The sequence below is a fragment of the Sphaerimonospora sp. CA-214678 genome (assembly GCF_050942215.1).
Taxonomy (GTDB): Bacteria; Actinomycetota; Actinomycetes; order Streptosporangiales; family Streptosporangiaceae; genus Sphaerimonospora.
In genome coordinates, this window is record NZ_CP192056.1 from 763,449 (window position 1) to 780,805 (window position 17,357).

13 protein-coding genes are annotated in these 17,357 nt (G+C 69.3%); 10 read left to right on the forward strand and 3 right to left on the reverse strand.

Annotation, left to right across the window (positions count from 1 at the left end; translation table 11 throughout):
• Window positions 1-85 precede the first annotated feature (85 nt).
• Complete coding sequence (locus ACQP1K_RS03560; protein ID WP_433499437.1) at window positions 86-1,057, forward strand: ATP-binding cassette domain-containing protein; 972 nt, start codon at window positions 86-88, stop codon at window positions 1,055-1,057.
• A complete protein-coding gene (locus ACQP1K_RS03565; protein ID WP_433499438.1) occupies window positions 1,054-1,905 on the forward strand; it encodes an ABC transporter permease in 852 nt (283 codons plus the stop codon). The genes ACQP1K_RS03560 and ACQP1K_RS03565 overlap by 4 nt, the downstream gene beginning before the upstream one ends.
• A 5-nt stretch (window positions 1,906-1,910) precedes the next feature.
• On the opposite strand, the gene ACQP1K_RS03570 is transcribed toward ACQP1K_RS03565, so the two are convergent.
• Together ACQP1K_RS03570 and ACQP1K_RS03575 are read right to left on the reverse strand one after the other, a co-directional pair.
• A complete protein-coding gene (locus tag ACQP1K_RS03570) occupies window positions 1,911-5,021 on the reverse strand; it encodes a BTAD domain-containing putative transcriptional regulator (RefSeq protein ID WP_433499439.1) in 3,111 nt (1,036 codons plus the stop codon).
• Between the two features lie 119 nt (window positions 5,022-5,140).
• Entirely contained in the window at window positions 5,141-5,968 is an 828-nt protein-coding gene (locus tag ACQP1K_RS03575) for an AraC family transcriptional regulator (protein WP_433499440.1), read from the reverse strand.
• Window positions 5,969-5,987: 19 nt separating this feature from the next.
• Between ACQP1K_RS03575 and ACQP1K_RS03580 the strand changes: the two genes are divergently transcribed.
• Window positions 5,988-6,509, forward strand: a complete 522-nt coding sequence (locus ACQP1K_RS03580) for a TIGR03086 family metal-binding protein (protein ID WP_433499441.1) — start codon at window positions 5,988-5,990, stop codon at window positions 6,507-6,509.
• A 49-nt stretch (window positions 6,510-6,558) separates the two neighbouring features.
• On the opposite strand, the gene ACQP1K_RS03585 is transcribed toward ACQP1K_RS03580, so the two are convergent.
• The gene (locus tag ACQP1K_RS03585) at window positions 6,559-7,428 is read right to left on the reverse strand and encodes a fumarylacetoacetate hydrolase family protein (protein WP_433499442.1); all 870 of its coding nucleotides are present in this window, start codon (window positions 7,426-7,428) and stop codon (window positions 6,559-6,561) included.
• Between the two features lie 330 nt (window positions 7,429-7,758).
• Here ACQP1K_RS03585 and ACQP1K_RS03590 point away from each other — a divergent pair, with 330 nt between their 5' ends.
• The 7 genes from ACQP1K_RS03590 (at window position 7,759) to ACQP1K_RS03620 (ending at window position 17,155) form a co-directional block, all read left to right on the forward strand.
• The gene (locus tag ACQP1K_RS03590) at window positions 7,759-10,176 is read left to right on the forward strand and encodes a glycoside hydrolase family 3 N-terminal domain-containing protein (protein WP_433499443.1); all 2,418 of its coding nucleotides are present in this window, start codon (window positions 7,759-7,761) and stop codon (window positions 10,174-10,176) included.
• Window positions 10,177-10,395: 219 nt separating this feature from the next.
• The gene (locus ACQP1K_RS03595) at window positions 10,396-11,391 is read left to right on the forward strand and encodes a LacI family DNA-binding transcriptional regulator (RefSeq protein ID WP_433499444.1); all 996 of its coding nucleotides are present in this window, start codon (window positions 10,396-10,398) and stop codon (window positions 11,389-11,391) included.
• Between the two features lie 138 nt (window positions 11,392-11,529).
• Window positions 11,530-11,775: a hypothetical protein gene (locus ACQP1K_RS03600; RefSeq protein WP_433499445.1), complete on the forward strand. Its 246-nt coding sequence runs from the start codon at window positions 11,530-11,532 to the stop codon at window positions 11,773-11,775.
• A gap of 284 nt (window positions 11,776-12,059) precedes the next feature.
• On the forward strand, window positions 12,060-13,454 hold the full coding sequence (locus ACQP1K_RS03605) for an extracellular solute-binding protein (RefSeq protein ID WP_433499446.1): 1,395 nt from the start codon (window positions 12,060-12,062) through the stop codon (window positions 13,452-13,454).
• A gap of 78 nt (window positions 13,455-13,532) precedes the next feature.
• Window positions 13,533-14,474: a carbohydrate ABC transporter permease gene (locus tag ACQP1K_RS03610; RefSeq protein ID WP_433499447.1), complete on the forward strand. Its 942-nt coding sequence runs from the start codon at window positions 13,533-13,535 to the stop codon at window positions 14,472-14,474.
• On the forward strand, window positions 14,471-15,349 hold the full coding sequence (locus ACQP1K_RS03615; protein ID WP_433499448.1) for a carbohydrate ABC transporter permease: 879 nt from the start codon (window positions 14,471-14,473) through the stop codon (window positions 15,347-15,349). The genes ACQP1K_RS03610 and ACQP1K_RS03615 overlap by 4 nt, the downstream gene beginning before the upstream one ends.
• A 78-nt stretch (window positions 15,350-15,427) precedes the next feature.
• Window positions 15,428-17,155, forward strand: coding sequence for an IlvD/Edd family dehydratase (locus ACQP1K_RS03620; protein WP_433499449.1), 1,728 nt, complete (start codon window positions 15,428-15,430; stop codon window positions 17,153-17,155).
• Window positions 17,156-17,357: the final 202 nt, after the last annotated feature.

Below are 17,357 nucleotides of genomic sequence, written 5' to 3' on the forward strand. Positions count from 1 at the left end.
ACCGGCGTGAAGCCGCGACGAAGCCGATGAAGCGGAGGCTCTCCTCGGACGCCGGGAGGTACCCGGCGGAGAGAGGAGACGCGTCATGGCGGACCTCAGCGCCGTCCGGGCCGACGGCCTGGTCAAGGACTTCGGCGACTTCCGGGCCGTGGACGGCATCGACCTGCACGTACGGCAGGGCGAGATCTTCGGAGTCCTCGGCCCCAACGGAGCGGGCAAGACCACCACACTCCGAATGCTCGCCACCCTGCTTCCGATCGACGGCGGCCACGCGGAGATCTTCGGTGTCGACGTCCGGCGGGAGCCCCACCGCATCCGGCAGCTGGTAGGCGTAACCGGCCAGTACGCCTCGGTGGACGAGGACCTGACCGGCCGGGAGAACCTCTGGCTGTTCGCCCGCCTGCAGGGCCTCACCGGCAGCCGGGCCAGGGCGATCGCGGTCGACCTGCTCGAACGCTTCGGCCTCCAGGAGGCGGCCGAGCGTCCTCTGTCCCAGTTCAGCGGCGGCATGCGCCGCCGCCTCGACCTCGCGTCGAGCCTGATCACCCGCCCGCCCCTGATCTTCCTGGATGAGCCCACGACCGGCCTCGACCCGAGAACCCGGGGCCAGATGTGGGACACCATCCGCGAGCTGGTCACCGACGGCTCCACGATCCTGCTCACCACGCAATATCTGGACGAGGCCGACCAGCTGGCCGACCGCGTAGCCGTGATCGACCGAGGCAGGAAGGTCGCCGAGGACACCCCCGACGCCCTGAAGACCCAGGTCGGCGACTCGACCCTGCAGCTCCGCCTCGCGGACGGCTCCGACACGGCCCTGGCCGCGAACGTCGTACGCCGGCTGCTGGGCGAGGAACCGGTCCTGACCCCGGAATCAGGACGCATGAACGTTCCCCTTCCCGACCCCGACCGGGCCGCGGACGTCCTGATCGGCCTGCGGGAAGCAGGACTCGGCATCTCCTCGGTGAGCGTCGCCAAGCCGACGCTGGACGAGGTCTTCCTGGCGCTGACCGGCCACGGCGCCGACGATCGACCCCAGATGGAGGCGGCCCGATGACCACCACGAGCACCATGACCCCGATCACGCTCGACCCTCGGCGAATCGACCCGTCCGCCGTGGTCGCCCGCACCACGTCCCGGAGCTCGCTGCAGGACACCTGGGCTCAGGTCCTGGCGATGGCATGGCGGGCGGTGAAGAAGATGCGCCGCAAGCCCGAGCAGTTCTTCGACGTCCTCATCCAGCCCCTGCTGTTCACGGCGATGTTCGCGTTCATCTTCGGCGGCGCGATCTCCGGCAGCGTGTCGAACTACCTCCCGGTGCTGATCCCCGGCATCCTCGCCCAGACGGCCCTGACCGTCTGCATGGTGACGGGCGTGCAGCTGCGCGAAGACATGGACAAGGGGGTCTTCGACCGCTTCAAGTCCCTGCCGATCGCGCGGCTCGCCCCCCTGGCCGGCCCGATGGTCGCCGACCTGATCAGGTACGGCATCGCGTCGGTGCTGACGCTCGTCACCGGCCTGCTCATCGGATACCGCCCCGGCGGCGGAGTGCTCGGCTGCGTCGGGGGTGTCGCACTCACCGTGATCGCGGGCTGGTCGCTGGCGTGGATCTTCACCTGGCTGGGCACGCTGGCGCGTTCTGCGCAGAGCGTCCAGGGCATCTCGATGATGATCATGTTCCCGCTCACCTTCCTGTCCAACGCCTTCGTCCCCGCTGAGACGCTGCCCGGCTGGCTGGAGGCGTTCGTGAAGGTCAATCCGGTGTCGCACGTCGTCTCCGCGGTGCGTGACCTGTTCAACGACGGAGCCGTGACGGCCGAGGTCGGCTGGGCGGTCATCGGCTGCGTGGTCGTCGTCGCGATCTTCGCTCCGCTGTCGGTCCGCTCGTACTCCCGCAAGATGTAGCGGTGTCAGACCACCCGCTCCAGGACGGCATGGGCCTCGGTCAGCAGGTCGGGGCCACGCCGTTCGCCGTACTCTGCCTCGATGCCGGCCATGACGCCGGGGGCGGTCCGTTCGGCGTGCGCGGACAGCACCGACCACTGCAGCGTCGGAAGGAACCGGTTGTAGGCGAACCGATCGGCGAGCACGAGAAGCCGGACCGCCTCCTCGGCGGGCAGCGCTCCCTTCAACAGGCCCCAGACGCCCAGCCCGGCGAGCATCATCCCCATCATCGGGTAATCCCTGAAGGTGCGGTCAGGATCGACCATGGTCAGGACTCCGGCCCGCAGCGACTCGAAGAGGTCCGCGCCGTCGTCGCCCTCGCCGTACTGTGCGAACGCCGAGAGCGCGATGATCTCGCCCAGGACCGACCACGGTGGGAAACCGTCCGGCGCGCCAGGGACGCGCAGGTCGCGGATGGTTTCGGCGGTCTCGCGGTGCCGGCGCAGTCCCTCGGCGATGTCGCCGTCGACGAGGGCCAGCTGGGCTCTGCAGGCGCTGACCGACAGGACCTCGCCGTAGGTGCCCTGGGGAGCCAGCGCCACCATGTCGTCGATCATCCGTGCGGCCTCGTCGCGACGCCCCTGGGCGAGCGCCGCCATGGCAAGGGTGGCGCGGATCTGGACGGCGTCGTCCAGCGCTCCGAGGCGTTCGAGCACCGGGAGTGCCTCGGTGGCATGCCGGGAGGCCGACGCGGTATCGCCGAGGTTCGCGTACAGGGAGGCCAGCTGGGTGTGCAGCACCGCCCGGTGCCAGGGACCGCCGTCGTCGCCGACGAGTTCGAGGGCGGCGCCGGCCGCTTCGATCGCACCGACCGGGTCACCGGCGTTCTCCCGGCCATGGCTCAGCCAGTGCAGCGCGATTCGGCGGACCAGCGGGTCGGGATCGGTGGCCAGCTCGTCCAGGCCGTGCTCGGGATCCGCCACTATCGTGAGCAGCCCCCTTACCAGCGCCCGGATGGCGGGGTTCGCCGAGTCGGCGCCCAGCCCGGACAGCAGCCGCGTCAGTGTCCCGGTCTCTTCCAAGGGGACGATCATGGTGTTGATCAGCGCGATGCTCAGGGCCGCCCGGGCCCGGTCGAGGAGCCGGGGCGGCGGCGTCCAGCCGCTCAGAGTGACGGCGAGGGCCGGAGTGAGAATGATGCTGCGCGGATGGTCCCCGCAGATCGACCAGTAGCCGCTCAGTGCGGAGAACAGCACCACCGCGGCCTCCGGGTCGGAGCCGGCGAGGGCCTCGCGCAGGATGTCGGCGAGGTTCGTCTCCTCAGAACGCAGCCGGTCCATGGCGTCGACCTGCTCCGGCGAGTACAGCCGGACACCGTGCCGGTCGGCGTACCCGACGGCCCACTCGCGTACGGCGGCACGCGCCGCCGCGGTCTCGCCGGCCGATTCCAGCCGCATCCGGCCGAACTCGCGCACCGTTTCCAGCATGCGGTACCGGATGCCGCCGGCCGCCTCCACGACGGCGAGCAGGGACTGCTCCACGAGCTCCTGGATGTCGCCGAGAGCGTCGCCGCCGAGCACCTCCTCCGCGGCGTCGAGGGTGAAGCCGTCCGGGAAGGCCGACAGGCGACGCAGGGCCCGGCGCTCCCGCTCGCCGAGCAGGTTCCAGGACCAGTCGATCACCGCCAGCAGCGTCTGGTGCCGGGAGGGGGCGCTCCGGTCGCCGCCGCGCAGCAGCGAGAACCTGTCCTCCAGCCGCCGGGCGATCTCGGCCGGTGACATCACCCGCACCTTGGCGGCGGCCAGTTCTATCGCGAGCGGCAGGCCGTCCAGGCGGGCCACGACGGCGCGTACGTCATCCTCGCCGAGGTGCACACCGGGCCGGGCGGCGGTCGCGCGATCGCGGAACAGCTCGACCGCGTCGCGGGTTCCCAGCTGGGGCAGCGGATAGACGCGTTCGGCGGCGATCGCCAGCGGCGAGCGGGTCGTGGTGAGGACGCGCAGCTCCCGCGTCGTCGCGGTCAGATAGGCGACCAGGTCGGCGACCGCCTCCACCAGATGCTCGCAGTTGTCGAGCACCAGCAGCGCCGGGGCCAGATCGAGCTGCTGGGCGATCCGCGTACGGACGTCGGCGCGCTGTCGCGGGGTGAGCGTGCGGCGTCCGGTCACCGAGTCGCGGACGCCGAGCGCCGACCCGACCTCGCCGACCAGGTCCTCGGGCACGGTCACACCGACCAGTTCGACGAAGTGCACCACCGGCTGCGGGGCCTCGCGGGCGATGACATGGGCGAGCCGGGTCTTGCCGAGCCCGCCGGGACCGAGGATCGACACCACCCGGGAGGCGGCGAGCAGTGCCCGCACCCGCCGGAGGTCGTCGTCACGGCCGAGCAGCGGGGTCGTGTCGAACCGCACGCCGGCGCGCACCGGACTGTCGAGCGCCAGCAGCTCCCGGTGGACCCGCCGCAGCTCCGGTCCGACGTCGGCGCCGATCCGGTCACGCAGATCCGACCGGTAGCACTCGAAGCGGTCCAGCGCGGCGCCCGTCCCGCGCACGGCCGCCTCGCTGTGCAGGAGGTCGGCGAGCAGCCCCTCGTCGTCGGGGTGGACGCGCACGGCCTCCTCGAGTCCGGGCAGGGCGGTGCCGTGCTCACCGCTTCGGCTCCGGGCCCGGGCGAGCACGACCCGCGCGGACGCCAGGTCGCGCTCCGCGCGCCGGCGGACCTCGGCCAGCGGGCCGTCGCCCTCGGGAGACAGCACCCCGGCGCCCAGTGCGAGCGCCTCCTCCGCCGCCGCTGCCGCCGCGGCCGGATTGTCGGCGAGCAGCGCCCGCGCCCGGCCCGCCAGACCACGCAGCCGACCGGCGTCGATCCGGTCGGGCGCGACCACGAGCCGGTAGCCGCCCCCTTCCGTGGCCAGTGCCGCCGGCCCCACGACCGACCTGGTCCGGGACACCAGGACCTGCAGCGCCTTCGCCGGATTGGCCGGCTCGTCGTCCCCCCACACCTCCGCGACGAGGCGGTCCGCTTTCACGGTCCGGGAGGCGAGTGTGAGGGCGGCGAGCAGCGCCTGAGCCCTATCGCCGACCACCGCCTGCCCCCGCCACCGCACGCCCTGAAGCAGACTCAGGTCGATCGGCATGGCCCAATTCTAGGCTTCGGCGAGCCGTACGCCCGTTCTCGTCTTCACCCGCGAGACGTACGGGGCGATGGGCCGAGCATGCGGGATCCGGCGCGGCAAGCGGGTTCGCCCCGGGGTGGTCAGGCCCGGCCTCCGAGCCGGGCGTAGGCCGCCGGGGGCATGCCGACAGCGGCGGTGAAGTCGCGGGTCAGATGGGCCTGATCGGTGTAGCCGAGCTCGGCGGCCAGCGTGGCGAGGTCGAGCCCCTGGTAGATCCGCTCCGCGGCCTCGTGCAGGCGGAAGCGGCGGATCACCCACTTGGGGCCGACGCCGACATGGTCCCGGAACAGCCGCTGCAGCGAGCGCACGGACCGCCCCGATCTGGCGGCCAGCTCGTCGACCCTGGTCACGGACACGTCGCTCTCCACCATCGCCACCAGCGCCGCGACCTCTTCCGTCAGCGGATCGTGATCCGGCCCCAGACCCAGCAGGAACGTCTCGATGAGCGCGATGGCGGCCTGGACGTCGGGCTCGGCCAGAACCCGCTCGGCCAGGGTCGCGCCCGCTGCGCCGTACATCTCGCCGATCTCCACGAACCGGCCGGTCAGCTGGGACACCGGACCGCCGAGGAACGGCCGGAAGCCACCCGGGCGGAAGCGCGTGCCGAGCACGCGGCCGCTGCCCCGCATCGTGTGGGAGAACCCACCCGTGATCACTCCCGCGATCCGGTGGAAATCCTGGGCGATCGTCATGTTCACGGTGGGGTGCGAGACGATGCGCTGTTCGTACGGCTCGGCGACATCGGTCCACGTGACGACCCAGAAGTGCTCCACATACGCCGCGATCTCGGGCGATGGCGCCCGCCGGACGAAATCGAAGGCGTTGAGCCCCGCGTACGGGTCGACCCAGCCGCGCTGTCGCGTTTCTACAAGCCGCCCTTCGGGCCGACGGGGCACACTGGTCGCCATGGACGACATGATGCCGCTGATGAGGAGCGCCACGGAACGCACCGCGGGCTTGGTGCGCGCGGTACGGCAGGAGCAGCTCGGGCTCCCGACGCCGTGCGCGAAGTTCGACGTCAGAGACCTGATCAACCACCTCGAATGGGTGGCGGAGCTGTTCGAGTCGCTGGCGCGCAAGGGGCCGATGATCGAGCAGGGGCCCTACGCGGGCGACTTCCCCGCGCGAGCGGAGGGCACGCTGGCCGCCTGGTCGCGGCCAGAGGCGTGGGAGGGGACGAGCCCGGCCATGGGCATGCCGATGACCGCGCTGGGCCACATGTATCTCGTCGACATGGTCGTGCACGGCTGGGACCTGGCCACGGCCACAGGTCAGGAGTACGAGCCCGACCCCGAGGCCGTTTCGCGGGCGCTGCACTTCACCGAGCAGATGGTGGAGACGGGCAGACGACGCGGTGTCTTCGGGCCGCCGGTGGCGGTGCCGGACGACGCCCCGCTGTTCGACCGCATGCTCGGCCTCATCGGCCGGGACCCGGCCTGGACGGCGTGATCTGCTCCGGCACTGGACGAGACGTCGTCGGCGGTGATCGCCTCCGGCGTCACGGCGTCGTCAGGAAGCCGAAGTGCTCCTTGCCTACGACCACCGGATTGCCGAGCTCACCGACCTGGTCGATCGCCACCGTGATCATGTCGCCCGCGTGCAGCCGGAAGTCGAGATCGGGCACGAGGCCGGTCCCGGTGGCGAGTACGACCCCGTGGGGATGGTTCTCGGCGTGGAACAGATAGGTGGTCAGTTCGGCGAACGGTCGCCGGATCTGGCTGGTGGAGGTCGTGCCGTCCCATATGACGGTGCCGTCGCGGGTGACCGTCAGGCGGATGGCGAGATCGGAGGGGTCGACCTCCCACGCGGGCCTGATGCCGGGGGAGAGGGCGCACGAGCCGGCGTACAGCTTGGCCTGCGGTAGGTAGAGCGGGTTCTCGCCCTCGACCGATCGTGAGCTCATGTCGTTGCATACGACGTAGCCGACGATCTCCTCGAAACGGTTGATCACCAGAGCCAGTTCCGGCTCGGGAACGTTGAGCGCCGAGTCGGAGCGGATGCCGACGGGTTCGCCGTCGACGACCACCCGCCAGGCGGGCGACTTGAAGAACAGCTCGGGACGCTCGGCGTCATAGACCTGCTCGTAGACCGATTTGAGGGCGCTCTCCTCCACGCGCGCGTCACGAGAGCGCAGGTAGGTCACGCCTGCGGCCCACACCTCCGTGATGCCGTCCACCGGCGCGAGCAGACGCGCATCGCCGAGCGGACGGTCGGGGGCGGCGTCGGCGCAGATCCGTTCGATCTCCTGCCTCCGGTGCTGGAGAAGCTCGAACATGCCGGCGACCGGCAGGGGAGACAGGACGCCGTCACTCAACACCGCGATGCGCGGGCGGGGGTCGGAACGCCCCTGGTATCGAACGATGTGCACTTGGGTCTCCTCTCTGTCGTGAAGCGGTCGCCGCCGGGCGCGCCGGCTTCAGCGGTTCATGGTCGTGACCGGCCATCCGGCTCTGACGCGGGAGTGCCGGGCCGGCGGTCATGAGGGTCTTCGGTGCGGCTCTGGACAAAGCGGGGGTGATCAGTGACGGTTGGATTGTAAACGTTACCGATTACGTTTGCGAAGAGGCGGATCCACGTGATCGACGTCGCCATGGGGGCGGCCCACGGCGTCCCCCTGGTGGTCCGAATCTCGCTCTGGAGGTCTCGCCGGTGGTCGATGGCGGAGGAAAGGGGCTGCAGCGGTGATTGGGGTGACCTGGTGACCACAGTGAGGCGGGAGCCTGAGGCGATTTACACCGATCCGGCCGCGCCCGTCGGGGAGCGCGTGGCGGATCTGCTGGCTCGGATGACCCGGGAGGAGAAGCTCGCTCAGCTGGGGAGCGCCTGGGCGTTCTCGGTGATCGAGGGCGGCCGGTTCTCGCCCGAGCGGGCGCGACCGGTCCTCCGGCACGGATTGGGGCACGTGACACGCGTCGCGGGAGCCACCAGCCTGAAGGCGACACAGGTGGCGCGGGTGGCGAACGAGATCCAGCGCTTTCTGGTGACGGAGACCCGGCTGAGGATCCCGGCGATCGTGCACGAGGAGGTGTGCTCCGGGCTGATGGCGCGTGAGGCGACCGTCTTCCCGCAGGCGATCGGTGTCGCGAGCACCTGGGCGCCGGAGCTCAACCGGCGGTTGGCCGATGCCGTTCGTGAGCAGATGCGCGCGATGGGAGGCCACCAGGGGCTCTCACCGGTGCTGGACGTGGTACGGGACCCGCGATGGGGCCGTACGGAGGAGACCTACGGGGAGGACCCGCACCTGGTGGCCCGCATGGGCGTGGCGTTCATCCGTGGCCTCCAAGGTTCTTCTCTGGCGGAGGGCGTCATCGCGACGGCCAAGCACTTCGTCGGCTACGGGGCGTCCGAGGGCGGGTTGAACTGGGCGCCGGCGCACCTGCCGCCTCGTCTGCTGCGTGAGGTGTATCTGTATCCGTTCGAGGCGGCGGTCCGCGAGGCGGGCCTCGAGTCGATGATGGCCGGCTATCACGAGCTGGACGGGATTCCCTGCCACGCCAACCGTCAGCTACTCAACGACGTCCTCCGGGGTGAGTGGGGCTTCGGGGGGACCGTCGTGTCGGACTACTTCGCCGTCGACGATCTCCATTCGTATCACCACTTCGCCGAGGACAAGCGGCAGGCGGCGGCTCTGGCGCTCACCGCGGGCACCGACGTCGAGCTTCCGGCCACGGATGCGTACGCGGGCGCGCTGGCGGGCGCCCTGGACGCCGGCGTGGTCGGCGAAGGGGAACTGGACGAAGCGGTCTCACGGGTTCTCCGGCAGAAGTTCGAGCTCGGCCTGTTCGAGGACCCCTACGTCGACGAGGCCGCGGTCGCGCTGACCGTGAACACCGAGCGGCATCGGGAGGTGGCGCTCGAGATGGCTCGCCGCAGCCTCGTCCTGCTCAAGAACGATCGCGTCCTGCCGCTGCGGCCGGGTGCCGGAACGGTCGCGCTCATCGGGCCGAACGCCGACGACGCCCGGCACCTGCTCGGCGACTACTCCTTCGCGGCGCACGTCGAGTCGCTGGCGGAGGCGCGCGAGCGGCGGGGCCTGCTCGGCCAGACGATGACGATCCCGGACGACCTCGAGATCGAGGAGAGCACGGAGGGGCTGCCCACGGTGCGTGACGAGCTCACGGCCCGCCTGGGCGACCGGGTGCGTTACGCGCGTGGGTGCGACGTGATCGACACGTCGCGGGACGGTTTCGACGAGGCGGTCGCCGCCGCGGCGGCTGCCGATGTCGCGGTGCTGGTCATGGGAGATCGCTCGGGGCTGACGACCCGGGCCACCACGGGAGAGTCGCGGGACAGGTCCAGCCTGGATCTCCCCGGTGTCCAGGAGGACCTGGTCCGTGCCGTGGTCGCCACCGGCACCCCCGTGGTGGCGGTGCTCGTCGCCGGCCGACCGGTCGGCGGCGACTTCCTGCACGACGAGTGCGCCGCGGTGCTGATGGCCTGGCTGCCCGGACAGACCGGGGCGCGGGCGATCGCCGAGGTTCTGCTCGGCGAGGTGAGCCCGAGCGGGAAGCTGCCGATCTCCTATCCGCGCTCCGCTGGGCAGATACCCGTCTTCTACGGACACAAGGTGTCCGGCGGACGGTCGCACTGGCATGGTGACTACGTCGACTCGCCCGTCCGCCCGCGCTACCGCTTCGGGCACGGACTCGGGTACGTCCCGTTCGTCGTCGAACAGGCCACGCTAAACCGTGCCGAGGTGACGGCCGGGGACGGCGTCGAGGTGGAGGTCATCGTGGCCAACATCGGCGATCGAGCCGGCGAGGAGGTCGTCCAGCTCTACATTCGCGATCCGCAGGCGACGGTCACCCGGCCGGTGCTCGAGTTGAAGGGCTTCGCCCGAGTGTCCGCCGATGCCGGGCGGCGAGCGGCTGTACGGTTCCACCTGCCCACCGGCCAGCTCGGCTTCTACGACCGGAACATGAACTACACGGTAGAGACCGGACATATCGAGGTGTACGTCGGATTCTCCTCCGACACCCGTACCCACACCCACGCGGGGACGTTCACCATCACCGGCGACGCCGACCGGCCGAGGGTCGAAAAGGCCTACGCGGGCACGGTCGTCGTCGACGAACCGCCGACGGCGACCGCGCGCCGCCCGCTCGGGCGGACCTGACGGCCTGGTGGGGCGAGACCGGCGGCCCCGCCCCCGACCGGCGGGTCCGATCCGGTCGGCGGGTCCGATCCGGCCTTCTCCTCCGTGGCGCGACGGTCCGCATGGTGACCGAGAAGGCACTTGTTTTCGCAAACGCCATCGCTTACGTTGCTGGAAACGTAACCGATAACGATTGCAGCAAGCGGGGACGACATGGTCGAGGGTGGTGCGCCGGTGACGATGAGTGACGTCGCACGGTTGGCCGGTGTCTCCACCGCGACGGTCTCGCGGGTGGTGAACGGACGGTACGGCGTCAGCGCCGGCACCACCGCGCGGGTACGTTCGGCCATCGAGCGGCTGGGCTATGAGTCGAGCCTGGTGGCGGCGAGTCTGCGGCGCAGCCGTACGAACGTTCTGGGCCTCGTGACCCACAGCTTCCAGTCCTATACGGCCGAGGTGCTCAAGGGCGTGATGGACGCGCTGAGCCAGTCGGGCTTCGATCTGATCATCTATGCCAACAGCGATCTCTACGGGACGTATTCGGAGGGCTGGGAGCAGCGGCATGTGACCCGGCTGTCGGGCACGCTCACGGATGGGTGCATCGTGGTCACGCCCTGGAGCGAGGTGCGGACCAGCACGCCGATCGTGGTCATCGATCCGGTGCGGGACTCGACGGTGCCGTCGGTGACGGCGGACAATCTCACGGGTGCGACCACGGTGATCGAGCATCTGCTCGGCCTCGGCCATCGGCGCATCGGATTCATCGCGGGCCGTTCCAGCCTGGCGGCGGCATGGTCGCGTGAGGAGGGTTACCGCAGGGCCTTGGCCGAAGCGGGTCTCCCCGTCGATCCGGCCCTGATCGGCAGGGGGGACTTCAATCCCGAGTCGGCGGTGCCTTTGGCGCACGAGTTGCTGGAGAGGGCGGACCGTCCGACAGCGATCTTCGCGGCGAGCGACGGGATGGCCCTGAAGGTTCTGGAGGCCGCGAGAAAGCTGGGGCTCGGCGTTCCCGACGACCTGTCGGTGGTCGGTTTCGACAACATCCCGGAGGCCGCGCTGGCCGAGCCGGGGCTGACCACGGTGGATCAGTCGATGTACCGGCTCGGGTACGAGGCCGCGCGCATGCTGAAGTCGCTGGTGACCGGCGAGTGGGAGGGCCCCCGGCAGATACTGCTCCCGACCCGCCTGGTGGTCCGCGGCTCCACCGCACCGCCGAGGGCCGCGACCGGACCGTGACGGACACGCTCACCTGATCTCCAGGTGAGAAGGCGAGACCGCGAGAGACGGAGGTGCAGACAGGGGATCCGCGACACATCGGGCAGAAGAGCCAGGTCGGTCGGCGTATCCGCTGCCGGCCATCGAAGGAGCCTTCCTATGGCCTTACAACATTACGTCAGCATGCGTCTGCCGTACCACGTGTTCCACCTCCGGCACGGTGGCGGCCGGAGCCGTACGGACCGGGTCGAGATGGGAGACGCCGAGCAGATCCTCGACCGCCGGTTCCTCGATGGAGGCCCGTTGCCGATCGTGATGGGCGGCGGCGATGTGTCCTACCCGTCGCGCGAGGCGAGCCTCGCCATCGTGGGCGACTTCGGTATCCGCTACGAATCGCCGGGGTGACCCCCGGGCCGCACGGCTGGAACGTGCGGCGCGAGCACTCATCGACCTGACACCGCGCTTGTTCAAGCGCCGGCACAGGCCCGCCCGTTCGAGGTGAGCCGCCGGGGCGCCACGCTCCCGCCCCAGATGGTGCTCATCGGGCGACGACGACATGTGAGCGCTCACAGAAGATCGGCGCGAAGGACAGGGCATGGGTTCGCATCACCCTCGCCCCGTTCCGGCCGATCGCTCGGTCACAGCGGCGACGCATGACCCTTGTGCGCAGTGATCCCGGAGGGGAGATCATGTCAGCGAAGACGAGAAGACGACTGGTCACCGCGGCCACGCTCGCGGCAGCCTGCGTGCTTGCCGCCTGTTCCTCCGGTGCGGGCGGCGGCGCGAGCGACGCGAGCGCGAGCGACGGCGGAAACGACGCGGTCGGAAACGACGCGAGCAACTGCACGAACACGATCGGTAAGAAGGATCTGCCGGTCGTGACCTTCTGGGGCTGGTACCCCAACATGGAACTCGTCGTCGACAACTTCAACAAGCTGAGCGACGAGGTACAGGTCTGCTGGACCAACGTCGGCCAGGGCGGTGACGAGTACCGTAAATTCCAGACGGCCATCTCCGCCGGCACCGGTGCGCCAGACGTGATCATGATCGAGATGGACCGGATCCCGACCTTCCAGATCCAGAACGCGCTCGTCGACATCAAGAAGTACGGCTTCGACAGCGTGAAGGAGAACTACAGCGGGGGCACGTGGAAGGACGTCTCGATCGGCGACGCGGTCTATGGCGTGCCGGTGGACGGCGGTCCGATGGCCATGATCTACCGGAAGGACATCTTCGACGAGTACGACATCACGCCGCCGAAGACGTGGGCCGAGTACGAGCAGGCGGCGCAGAAGGTGAAGGACGCGGGCGGCCCCCCGTTCGGCGACCTGGGTGCGAACGTGCCGGCCGTCATGATGGCGCTGCAGATCCAGAAGGGCGCCGTGCCGTTCACCTACGACCCGGCCCGGCCGGAGTCGATCGGCATCAACCTGAACGACCAGGCGTCCAAGGACGTGCTCGACTACTGGGCGGGTCTTGTGCGCAAGGGGCTGGTCGGGACGCAGAACCAGTTCACGCCGGAGTACATCTCCGGTGTGATCAACGGTAATTACGCGACGTACATCTCGGCGGCCTGGGCGCCCGGCTACCTCACCGGCGCCGGTGTCGGCAAGGGAGAGGACACCGGCAAGTTCGCGGTGGCGCCGCTCCCGCAGTGGGACGTCGCCGCCCCGGTGCAGGTGAACTGGGGCGGGTCGGCATTCTCCGTGACGAGCCAGGCGAAGAACCCGGAGCTGGCGGCCAAGGCGGCGTACGGCCTCTACGCCGACGAGGAGTCGCTCACCGACGGCTGGACCAACCAGATCATCTTCCCGTTGAACCTCAAGGCGCTGAACGATCCCGCGTTCGTGGACCTGAAGGTGTCGTTCTTCGACGGTCAGCAGGCGAACAAGGAGGTCTACGTCCCCGCGGCGAACGCCTACGAGGGCGTCACCTACAGTCCGTTCGGCCAGTACTACTTCGAGGCCATGACGAAGCAGATCAGCGCCGTCATCGAGGGTTCCGTCACCGGTGCGCAGGCCGCCGACCGCATTCAGGAGGATGTGGCGAACTACGCCGGGGAACAGGGCTTCACCGTTCAGTGACGACAAGAGGACGGGCCAGGCCGTCCTCGACCGTCTGGCCCGTCCGCGACTCTCAGCAGCGACATCTCGGAGCCCAAGATGACCCTCTTGATCGAGGAAAGTGTGCCGAGCGGTCAGGAGAAACCGCACAAGGTCCGCGGCAAGGTGCGTCTTCGTGAGCACCTGATGGGGTGGCTCTTCGTCGGGCCGTTCGGGATCGTCTTTCTGGCCTTGCTCATCGCACCGCTCGGGTACGCGCTCTATCTCAGCCTCTTCCAGAAGAAACTGATCGGCGGCACCAGCTTCGTCTTCCTCGGCAACTACGTGAAGGCGTTCACCGACCCGAGTTTTCTCTCCGGGGCGTGGTTCGTCGTACGCTTCTCCCTCGTCGCCATCCCGCTGCAGATCATTCTGGCGCTCGCGATGGCCCTCATTCTGGATGCCGTCACCTCCCTTTTCGCCCGGTTCTCGCGGCTGATGATCTTTCTGCCGTACGCGATTCCCACCGTCATCGGGGCCGTTATGTGGGGGTTCCTGTACAGCAGGAACTTCGGGCCGTTCTCCGACATCTTCGGCCTGTTCGGCGCCACGGCTCCCGACTTCTTCAGCAGCGACCTGGTCTTCTACGGCCTCGCCAACATCGTCACCTGGCAGTGGGCCGGTTACTACATGATCATTCTGTACGCGGCGCTGCAGGGCATCGACCCGGCGCTCTACGAGGCCGCTCGGATGGACGGCGCGGACAGATGGCAGATCGCGCTCCGGATCAAAATTCCGCTGATCACCCCAGCGGTGCTCCTGATCCTGGTCTTCTCGCTCATCGGCACCCTGCAGTTCTTCAACGAACCGCAGTTTCTGCGTGTCCTCGCGGCCGGCACGATCGGACCGGACTTCACTCCCAACATGTACGCGTACCAGCAGGCGTTCGCGCTCGCGAATTTCAACTACGGTTCGGCGATCTCCTTCGCCCTCGGCGGGATCGTGTTCGTGGGTGTCTACGCGTTCCTGTTCTTCACCCGTAAGCGGAGGAGCTTTCTATGAGGACCGGACGCTCCGGCGCACGCCGCCCGCCACAACGCAACCTGCCTCTGCAGGTGCTCCTCGGCTTCCTGGTCGTGTACTTCCTCGTGCCGTTCTGGTGGGTCATCGTCAACAGTTCCAAAGACGCCCCCGGTCTGTTCGGCGGCGGCAGCACACTGTGGTTCACCGACCGGATCGACTACTTCGAAAACCTCAGGCAACTGTTCACCTACGACGGCGGCATCTACGGCAGGTGGATTCTCAACTCCACGCTGTACGCGTTCGCGGGCGGCCTCGGCGCCACGATCCTGGCCGTCATGGCGGGCTACGGATTCGCCAAATACCGGTTCGCCGGCAGACGCTTCAGCTTCTCGATCCTGCTCGGCGCGCTGATGGTGCCCGCGACCGCGCTGGTGATCCCCACCTTCGTCATGTTCTCCGGGCTCGGCCTGACGAACACGGTATGGGCGGTGATCCTTCCGTCGCTGCTCAACCCGTTCGGGGTCTACCTGATGCACGTGTACGCGCGCGACGCGGTTCCCGACGAGATCCTGGACGCGGCGCGGGCCGACGGCGCCGGTGAGGTGCGGACGTTCCTCCAGGTCGCGTTCCCGCTGATGCGGCCCGCTGTGGTCACGGTGCTGCTCCTGTCGGCCGTGGCGTCCTGGAACAACTACTTCCTGCCCCTCGCCATGCTCTCGGACAACCGCCTCTTCCCGGTCACCGTCGGACTCGGCGTCTGGCAGGGAATCGCCTCGGCGAACAACGCGGGCAGCACCTCTCTGTGGAGCCTCATCATCCTGGGCGCGCTCGTGTCGGTGATCCCGCTCATCGTCGCGTTCTTCACCCTCCAGCGACACTGGCGCGGCGGACTGTCCGTCGGAGGCCTGAGGTAGCCGGCCCGGTCTGATCACGCGCTCGCCCATTGATCGCCGCCTCTTCGGCGGCAGGACAGATGACAGGAAGGTGTGCCGATGTCGATGACGGATCGCCCGCTGCGCAGCCAGGAGTGGTTCGGAGCGGAAGGACGCAACGGGTTCATTCATCGATCGTGGATGCGCAACCAGGGGTTCGCGGACGACGTCTTCGACGGCCGGCCGGTGATCGGCATCGCCACGACGTGGTCGGAGCTGACGCCGTGCAACGCCCACCTGCACGACCTGGCCGAGTCGGTGAAGCGCGGTGTGTGGGAGAGCGGCGGCCTGCCGCTGGAGTTCCCGGCGATGAGCCTGGGGGAGCCGCTGATGCGGCCGACGACCATGCTCTATCGCAACCTGCTGTCGATGGAGCTGGAGGAGCTGGTCAGGGCCAATCCGCTCGACGGGGTGGTGCTGCTGTCCGGCTGCGACAAGACCACGCCAGGGCTGCTGATGGGCGCGGCCAGCGTCGACCTGCCGACTCTGATGATCACCGGTGGCCCGATGCTCAACGGCAAGTTCCGCGGCCGCGACATCGGATCGGGCACCGATGTGTGGCGCTTCACCGAGGAACTGCGCGCCGGCCGGATGACCGCGGCCGACTGCGGCGAGGCGGAGGTCTGCATGTCCCGCAGCCGGGGGCACTGCATGACCATGGGGACCGCCTCCACCATGGCCTGCGTGACCGAGGCGCTGGGCGTTCAGTTGCCGGGGGCCGCCGCCCTGCCGGCGGTCGACTCCCGCCGCTACGCGCTCGCGCAAGCAGCCGGTCGCCGGATCGTGGCCATGGTCGGGGAGGACCAGCGGCTGTCCACCGTGCTCACCCGGCGTGCCTTCGAGAACGCCATCAGGGTCAACGCCGCGATCGGTGGCTCCACCAACGCCGTGGTGCACCTGCTCGCGATCGCCGGGCGCCTCGGCGTCCCCCTGTCGCTGGATGATTTCGACACGCTCACCTCCGAGGTGCCCATGCTGGTGAACCTGATGCCCTCCGGCGCGTACCTGATGGAGGACTTCGCGTACGCGGGTGGAGTACCGGTGGTGATGAAGGAGATCGCCTCCCTGCTGCATCTGGACCAGGTCACCGTCAGCGGGAGGAGCGTGGCCGACAACATCAGCGGTGCCCGGTGCTGGAACCGAGAGGTCATCGGCACCATGGCGGAGCCGTTTCAGCCCGCGGGCTCGGGGACCGTCGTGCTGCGCGGGTCGCTCGCGCCGTCCGGTGCCGTGCTCAAGGTCTCCGCGGCCTCGGCCCATCTGCTCCGGCACACCGGGCCGGCGCTCGTGTTCGACCGGATCGAGGACTATGTCGCGGTAGCCGACGATCTGGACATGGACGTCACAGCCGACACGGTCATAGTGGTACGAAACGCCGGACCCCGTGGTTATCCCGGCTTCCCGGAGGTGGGCAACGTGCCCATGCCACGGCGGCTGCTCACCGACGGGGTCACCGACATGGTGCGGATCTCCGACGCCCGCATGAGCGGCACCGGGTACGGCACCTGCGTCCTGCACGTGGCCCCGGAGGCGTCGGTCGGCGGCCCTCTCGCACTCGTGCGTACCGGCGATCCGGTCCGGCTCGACGTCCCCGCGCGGCGTCTGGACCTGCTGGTCGACGACGCGGAACTCGAGCGCCGCCGCGCCGCCTGGCAGCCCCCGAAACCGGTCGCCGACCGGGGATGGGTGCGGCTGTACGGCGAGCACGTCCTGCAGGCCGACAGGGGAGCGGACCTGGACTTCCTCATCGGGGGCAGCGGCAGCGCCCCGCCCCGCCACTCACACTGACCACCGTGGCGTCTGCGAGCGAGCCCGCTCGCACGACGCCACCATGAAGACGCCACCATGAAGACGCCACCATGAAGACGCCACCATGAAGACGCCACCATGAAGACGCCACCATGAAGACGCCACCGTGAAGACGCCACCGTGTCACGGGATCAGACGGCGCCGGCCGCCGCACGGGGCGCGGGCCTGGCCTGATGAGGCG